Below are 7,984 nucleotides of genomic sequence, written 5' to 3'. Positions count from 1 at the left end.
CTATTTTAAAATATGCAAATAATTTAAACTCACTCTAGTTTTTCTACTTTATATTTTTTGCTTAATCGTATTTGTTTTGTATTATTATGTTATATCGTTACTTTCTAGCATTATTGTGATAGAATTAGGTTTGCAATTACAATATATTTATTTGGTAATGGGATATATTTTAGGTTTCAAACCAAGTTGTGATAGAATTAGGTTTGCAATTTAATGAGCTTATAAGCTTAATTGATTTGCTTGAGTTTCAAACCATGTTGTGATAGAATTAGGTTTGCAATATCAAAAATCCTTATTTGTTCTATGGGGTTTTTTAGTTTCAAACCGTGTTGTGGTAGAATTAGGTTTGTAATTACTTGAAATAAAATTAAAAATAATTAATAAAGAGCTGTTTCAAACCATGTTGTGATAGAATTAAGTTTGCAATTGATACTATAAAAGTTTTTTGCGATGGTGTTTTGCTGTTTCAAACCGTGTTGTGATAGAATTAGGTTTGCAATGGACTTTGCAATATTTAAAGTTTCATAGGATTAAAAAGTTTCAAACCGTGTTGTGATAGAATTAGGTTTGCAATTATGCCCTTGTCTGCTTGCAAGTATGGGTAAAGGGTTTCAAACCGTGTTGTGATAGAATTAGGTTTGCAATTTGTAAAATCATAGTAGATAAAAAAACTTGACCAGTGTTTCAAACCGTGTTGTGATAGAATTAGGTTTGCAATTGGAAGGTGGGCGAATTTATCACTAAAAATGGTGTAAGTTTCAAACCGTGTTGTGATAGAATTAGGTTTGCAATCCCAAATGACAAATAAGGATAAAAAAACTTTTTTTTAGTTTCAAACCGTGTTGTGATAGAATTAGGTTTGCAATTACATATAATACAAAATGGCATTTTTATTCAGCGTGGTTTCAAACCGTGTTGTGATAGAATTAGGTTTGCAATTTGCGTAAGTATTGCGATTGGCGCTATGGTTTCTATAGTTTCAAACCGTGTTGTGATAGAATTAGGTTTGCAATATAATATCTGGATAAATAGCTTTTAATGTAGCTAAGTTTCAAACCGTGTTGTGATAGAATTAGGTTTGCAATAGCAAGGAAAACTTGCTTATATATCAAGTATTTGAGAGTTTTTAAAAAGTAGTGATTTTTCCACTTTTAAAATTCTTTCAAATTTTAGCACTTTAGTGGAAAAATTAAACCTGTGTTTAGTTTGTATCACTAAAATTAAAAAGCAAATCTAATTCTATCACAACGAGCGTTTGAAATCATTATTGCGGTTAAAGTTAGCAAAAATCCTAGCTCTGCATAGCACCTAGGATCCGCAACTTATTCTCTATCATCACAATAGTTAAAAAATTCACATTGATTACAAGCATTAAGACTAGCGCTACTATTTGGAAAAACTCCATTATCTAAAAGATTTTTCATATCTTTTACAACTCTTTTAAGCCTAGCAAAATCATTCGGAAAAACATTAAAAACCTTATGTTTTAGATGATTTGATGAACATAAAATCACTCTTTTGCAAGGCTTAGCATAAGTTTTACTAGCCATTTTTGCGTATGCTAGTAGTTGCATTTTCGCCCCGTTACTAAGATTTAGATTATCGCTTTGTTTAAACTCAAGCACCACCACCTCATCAACCCCAACAAAGAGCATATCACAAACCCCGCACAATTCTTCATCTTCTAAATATTGATTTTTATAGGCTTTATATTCGCTTAGCCCAAGTTTAGCAAATGTGCGACTTTTGAAAAGCTCATCTTGCTTTTTATGAAAATCATTGCCAAAATCTACATGCTTAGGATACTTTGGTGTAATATCGCAAAAATTATAAAAATAAAATATCCTAGGACAAAACACAAACTGCCTAATCAAACTCGCCTTCAAAAGTTCCATGAAATTCCTATTTCAAATTATTTAAAATTCTCATTGTTTTGGTTGAAATATACACAAATTACTAAATACTATCAAAACTAAGTTGCTCTAAATCAGCCTTTTTATAACCGTGCGTATAGTCTAAATCTATCTCACACCTACACAAAAACGCCTTATCTCCATCACCACAAAACTTTTTAAAAAGCTCTTTTACCACCTTTATCTCACTTTTGCTAAGCTCTCCATAAAAGACTGATTTTTGGATATTTAAAAGCCCTAAGTCTTTTAACTCTTCAAAAAGTTTTGTTCGTGATTTGTTATCTTCTATATCGTAGCTTACAATATACACGCTCACCACCTAAACACATAAGAATGATAATTATTCGCACCGCACAAAAACCCACTAAGCTTATAAACTTGTCTTTGTATGATGCTTTCAAGACTTAGTTTAGAGTGATTATATGGCAACTTTTTAGCAAGTGAGCTAAAAATCTCATTTGAAATTAGCTTTTTACACTCATTAAAATCGCCCTTTAGCTGATGCCTTAGCTTGATAATATTTCTATCAACTAAAAAACTTCTATACTCCTCCATAATGTCCAAAACTAACGATGGCTTAGCACTTCTTAAGCTATGAAGCACTCCAAAATATGGGTTTAACCCTGCGTTTATCACGCTTTTATAAATTATGTTTAAAAGTATTGCGTAGCCGTAATTTAGGGCTTTATTTACATTATCATCTGCAAATCTGCCCGTACGATTTACAAACTCATCTCCTAAAAGCCTTGTTTGTCTAAGATAGTCAAAATAAACTTTTGCCGCACTTCCTTCAATGCCAAAAATGCTATCTTTTGTCATTTTATAAGTTTTTAGCTCGTTAATAAATATTTTTAATTGCTCGGTGGTTTTTTGTTTTAGCAAATCATCTTGCAAATACCTTGAAAAGTATAAAATCGTGGAGCGTTGGTTTTTGATTTTACCTATGATTAGCTCTTTTGCTAGGGCTAGGTCTTTGCCGTTTTGTTCGCTTAAAATCTGATGTTTTATCACATTTACGCTTTTATGCTCGTGTAAAGTGTGTAAAGCTAAATGAGATTTAAAATCATTAAAGAATATCTTAACCCCACGCACTCTACAAGCATAGGCTAAGTCACTACTTAGCCCTACACCACGAGATTTTATGCTTATAGTTTTTAGGTTTTTAAGTGGATATTCTTTGATTAACTCTCCATCTTTTTTAACTACTAATCTAGCCGATTTTAGCCCCAAATACACCCCGTAAGAATTCACTACGAGATGTTTTAGCATATATTATCTTTCATAATTTGTCTATTTGCTTTTGAGGTTTGATTTGTTGTGTATTTTAGCCCTAAAACTTCAAAATTATCACAAATTATACTAGCTTTATAATCCCTTGGCTTACCTAAAAACTCAACTAATTCAATATTTAAACACTCATCACAAAACTTCACCCATTTATCATTTTTATCATTTAATGCACTTTTAAAAATATCTAAATCATATCCTAATTTTGCCTTGTTAAAATGCACTTGCACCGTATGTCTAGCAGCTTCACTAACTATAAAATCAAGCTTTGAGATTTTTTCTGGTAAGTTATTTTTAATGCTTATTTTATAGATTTCTTTAGCATTTTCGCTAAGGTTTAAAATATCTAAAATATCAACTATTTTAAGTGGTAAAACATTCTTGCTATGATATTTTATACCTACTATTTTTTCATTATCAAAATAATTTTTTGTAGCTATGTTTTCATTTGCTAAACCTTCATAACCTGTATTTCTACGCACCACAAAACTAGCTGCACTAGCTACACTTAGCGAGTATGTAACACGGCGTTTGTTTCTAGCTCTTTTTATATCTTTTTGATTGCCTGTGTAGAAATTATTTATATAAAGCTTATGGATTTTTTCTACTTCATTTTTAGTTTTTACTTCATTTTTTACTAGGATTTCATAGAACTTTTCTATATTTGCACCATTATCTTTAGGCTTGATTAACTCGCCACTTTTAGCATCAAAAAATATATCTAAAACATCTTTTCTAACACTTGATACCAAAAACTTATCTAAAAATTTAATTTTTTCTAGTGTTTTTATATCTTTTGCCTCAAAACTTGCAAAGATTAAATCAAAAACTTTTTTGGTGTCTATATGAAATCTTACCGATTTAAGTTTTTTAACTTCCATTAATAAATCAAATTCTTTTAAAATATTTAAATGCTTATCACTTAAATATTTAGCATTTTCATATCTAAGTGAGTAAATCGTATCTTTAAATAATTGCTTTCTTGAAATTTTATCTTGACTTAATTCTAAGTACTTTTGGCTTTGTATATTTTTTATCTCACTTTCTTTTAGATAAATCTCACTGAATTTAAACTTTGGTTCAAACTTCACATTCTCATTTATAGATACCACCTTTTTATCATTAATAGCACTAGCTATATAAAATACAACACTAGCATCTATACAATGGCTATGGCTTGATTGAATTTTTTCTTTTGCTATTTCTGGTAAATCAAGACTTAGCTCACGCCTAATAGCACTTGTTAGCTTACTATCAATAAAATTTACATTAATATCTAAATCTTTATTCTTTGTTAGAGCTTTTTGAACTATTAGTTTAGCAAGGCGTTTTTGAGTGCCGTTTGTTGTGGTTTTTAATTTATCTTGTTCTAATAATTCCAATGCTTTAGCATAAAAGTTTTCTTTAGGCATAAAAAGTGCATGTCTAAAGGCAATTTGCTCATGATATTTTAGATTTTTATAATTTGTATATTTATCGGTATCAATACCTTTTAAAGTATTATTTATAAAGATTTTTAACTCATTTTCGTTTGCTACACCACACTTTTTGTATATATCATTTTTATATTCTTCTTTTAAATCAGTAAAATAAATATACCCATCACTTTTTCTAAGATTTTCGTATGATTTTACGGGAATTAAATTCGCTTCTGAGTTATACTTACATTTACTTCTTGGCAAGATATGATCATACTCAGCATTTTTGAGATTTAAAGACTCCCCACTATAAGGGCATATTACAAAATGCTCTTTAGGCTTTCTTTTTACTTTAGTTTTTGTAAGCTCTTTTGCTGCTGTTTCAAAAGCAAAGGCATTTTGCTCTATATTTATACTTAATTCTTTAGTATTACTTAAATCCAAATCTTTTATAATCTCATAAGCAAGTCTATCAATATACATTTCAACCCTACCATTTATAAGCCTTGCACTATCCGAGCCAAATACCGAACACATAGCTTTTTCACCACTTGTTCTTAGTAAAGTTTGCAATGAGTGTTCCTTGCAAAGTTTATTAAAACCCTTAGTATCATCTAAGATTATATTTGCACTCTGAAGCAGCTGATTTATCATAGTTTTTAGCTTGTCGCTTTTAGCTACATTTTTAAATATTTCTTGGCTAGTTATTAATTCATAGGCTTTTTTATATTGCTCTAAAATCTTTTTTAATTCCTTATCATTTGTAGCCTTGTTATCTAATAAAGCCTTTTCGTCTTCTAAAGCTTTGTAAAAGGCGTTTTGATAAGATTTAGCCATTTCGCTAAGATTAGTTAAAAAACCATTTAAGGTAGTATTACCCTTAACTTTATTTTCTTTTTTATTTATAAATTCCATAAAAATATTGACATCATTTTCACTAAATCCATCAGGCTTAGCCCATAAAATACTAAGATGAGTATGTTTAAGGTTATTTTTATAAGGAGTATGACACCCACAAGGCTTTAAAAGTTTATTTGATAATACACCTTTTTTAGCCAGCAGCAATTCATCATAATATTTATTTGCAAAGTCTTGTAAGGCATCAAAATCACTATCATTTAAACATATCGTATCTTTAAAATATTTTGCATATTTATCAAAACTTCTAGGATAAAGTTTAATATCTTCTAAATACCCCTTAGATATATCTAAAAATCTTTGAAAAACCACTTTTAACTCATTTTCATCTAATTCATCGTATTCTTTTATAACGCCGTTCTCGTCTATAGTAAGGCTTGAAAAATTAGGATTTTCTAAAATATGTTTTAGGCAAGTTTTTAGCTTATTACCAAGCTTGTCTTTTAAGACTAATACATTACAAGTTTGTGGGTTTTTATTATTCATTCTCTCATAAGGTGGAATGCTTATTATTGGGTCATTTTTACATAGATATTCATAGCTTGAATTTTTTAGGTTTTCTAACATTGTGCGTTTGTTTTCTAACTCTTTTTCGCCTTGAAAGGTAAGAAATTTTATATTTCTTATGCTTTGTTTTCTTAATTTTTCATCATCAAAAACATCATCAAATTTGTTATTAAAATACCTTCTTAAAACCCTTGTTTGATAATTTGATATATTACCAATAATATTTGCAAACTCATCAGCATTTATTTTTAGTTTTAAAATTACACTTCCAAATTCCACACTTTTGCAAAGTTCTTTTATGTCTTTTATATATTTTTCTCTGTGTTTGTTATTTTTAAGCATTTCATTTCTAAGAGCTTCAAACATATCTGTAATAGCATTTCTATCACTTGCTTTTATATTATAAACAAATTTATCGTTATCATATTTTTGCATTATTAGGCTAGTTTGCTTAGCTAAAAACTCACAGAATTCATCAGTATCATACTCGTTTGCAAAATTTGAAAGCCTTAATTCATAGTCATTTTTGTTAATGCAGTTTTTAAACTCATAGCTATCAATTTCGTTTAATATTTCTAAACTCTCATCGCTAATGTCATTTTCAAATTCTATATTTATATAATTAAACCCACGATTTTTAAGTAGTCCATATATTAGCTCAAGTTCGCTTTGGCTTAAATCTTTGATTTTGATTTTATTTAACAATTCATCTAAAAGCCTTCTAGCAAATTTTGACCTTTTTATACCTCTTTTTTGGTGTCTTTTGGAAGTTCTATCTTTTTTCAAAAAATTTATAAAAGATGGGTCAAAAATATAGTTCATAGCCGTTTTATATACAATCTTTCCATCTTTTGTATGTGTTATAAATACTCCATTATTTTTTGCTCCCATATCTATGCCAATATAAGTTTTCATTCTTGTTCCTTTAAATTCATTTGTGTGAGTATATATAAAATATTATAATTTATAAATGTTATGGAATAAATAATAAAATATCGGAATTATAAAATAATTATCCGATATTTTTCTACTCTTATTAGTGATTTTAAAATCAAAAGTTTTAAAACTAACATTTACCTATACATAAAATATCATAAGTTGAATTAATTTTACTGAAGGGTTATCGGGGTGGCTAACCAGTTGCCCGATATTTTACTAACTTTAAAATGATTTCAAACTCTAATATATTGTGATAGAATTAGATTTGCTTTTTAATTCTAGTGATACAAACTAAACACAGGTTTAATTTTTCCACTAAAGTGCTAAAATTTGAAAGAATTTTAAAAGTGGAAAAATCACTACTTTTTAAAAACTCTCAAATACTTGATATATAAGCAAGTTTTCCTTGCTATTGCAAACCTAATTCTATCACAACACGGTTTTAAACTAAAAATTTCCTTTCTTTTTTTTTAATCCCTTTCTTATTGCAAACCTAATTCTATCACAACACGGTTTGAAACTAAGTTTATTATCTTCCAAGAATTTTGAATACTCATATTGCAAACCTAATTCTATCACAACACGGTTTGAAACTAGTTGCAATTAATTTTAAATCACTTAGTATTTTTTATTGCAAACCTAATTCTATCACAACACGGTTTGAAACTTAAAAACAAAAATAAAAAACTTATCGTATTTTTTTATTATAAGCCCAATTCTAATAAAATTTAAATAGAAAAATAAAAACCTATTATTACCAAAATTTTTATTAATGCTTTTTTGCAAGACCTGCTTTTATATCTAAATTATTAAGCTTATTTATGCTTTTTGTTAGCTTGTCCATCTTATCGGTGCTTAGCTTTGCAATTTTGCCAAGTTTTTCTAATCTTTCTTGCTGTGTTTTTAGCTTATCAAATCCACCTAAGGCTAACTTTAGCCCTAAGCCAAACTGCATATCCATTAAGCTCTCCTTAATATTGTTTATTTATAATGCCCCTGCGA

5 protein-coding genes and 1 CRISPR repeat array are annotated in these 7,984 nt (G+C 28.6%); all 5 genes read right to left on the bottom strand.

The genetic code is table 11. From position 1 onward, the window contains the following. Positions 1–100 precede the first annotated feature (100 nt). Positions 101–1,085: direct repeats of the CRISPR family, unit length 37 nt; unit sequence GTTTCAAACCGTGTTGTGATAGAATTAGGTTTGCAAT. A gap of 237 nt (positions 1,086–1,322) precedes the next feature. Next, a complete protein-coding gene (gene cas4 / locus AVBRAN12640_RS09630; protein WP_336609115.1) occupies positions 1,323–1,895 on the bottom strand; it encodes a CRISPR-associated protein Cas4 in 573 nt (190 codons plus the stop codon). Between the two features lie 61 nt (positions 1,896–1,956). After that, positions 1,957–2,223, bottom strand: a complete 267-nt coding sequence (gene cas2 / locus AVBRAN12640_RS09625; protein WP_336609116.1) for a CRISPR-associated endonuclease Cas2 — start codon at positions 2,221–2,223, stop codon at positions 1,957–1,959. A 2-nt stretch (positions 2,224–2,225) separates the two neighbouring features. Next, on the bottom strand, positions 2,226–3,182 hold the full coding sequence (gene cas1, locus AVBRAN12640_RS09620; protein ID WP_336609117.1) for a CRISPR-associated endonuclease Cas1: 957 nt from the start codon (positions 3,180–3,182) through the stop codon (positions 2,226–2,228). Further along, the gene (locus AVBRAN12640_RS09615; RefSeq protein ID WP_336609118.1) at positions 3,176–6,958 is read right to left on the bottom strand and encodes an HNH endonuclease domain-containing protein; all 3,783 of its coding nucleotides are present in this window, start codon (positions 6,956–6,958) and stop codon (positions 3,176–3,178) included. Before AVBRAN12640_RS09615 ends, cas1 begins: the two co-directional genes overlap by 7 nt. A gap of 793 nt (positions 6,959–7,751) precedes the next feature. Continuing rightward, on the bottom strand, positions 7,752–7,943 hold the full coding sequence (locus tag AVBRAN12640_RS09610) for a hypothetical protein (protein WP_214150413.1): 192 nt from the start codon (positions 7,941–7,943) through the stop codon (positions 7,752–7,754). Positions 7,944–7,984 lie beyond the last annotated feature (41 nt).

Origin of the sequence: Campylobacter sp. RM12640 (assembly GCF_020137595.1) — a bacterium.
Classification (GTDB): domain Bacteria; phylum Campylobacterota; class Campylobacteria; order Campylobacterales; family Campylobacteraceae; genus Campylobacter_E.
Note: the sequence above shows the minus strand (reverse complement) of the source record. Positions and strands in the feature narration are given on the sequence as shown.

Coding starts and splice junctions, on each gene's coding strand:
- AVBRAN12640_RS09615 (WP_336609118.1), bottom strand. CDS start 6,958: ATGAAAACTTATATTGGCATAGATATGGGAGCAAAAAATAATGGAGTA.
- cas1 (WP_336609117.1), bottom strand. CDS start 3,182: ATGCTAAAACATCTCGTAGTGAATTCTTACGGGGTGTATTTGGGGCTA.
- cas4 (WP_336609115.1), bottom strand. CDS start 1,895: ATGGAACTTTTGAAGGCGAGTTTGATTAGGCAGTTTGTGTTTTGTCCT.
- AVBRAN12640_RS09610 (WP_214150413.1), bottom strand. CDS start 7,943: ATGGATATGCAGTTTGGCTTAGGGCTAAAGTTAGCCTTAGGTGGATTT.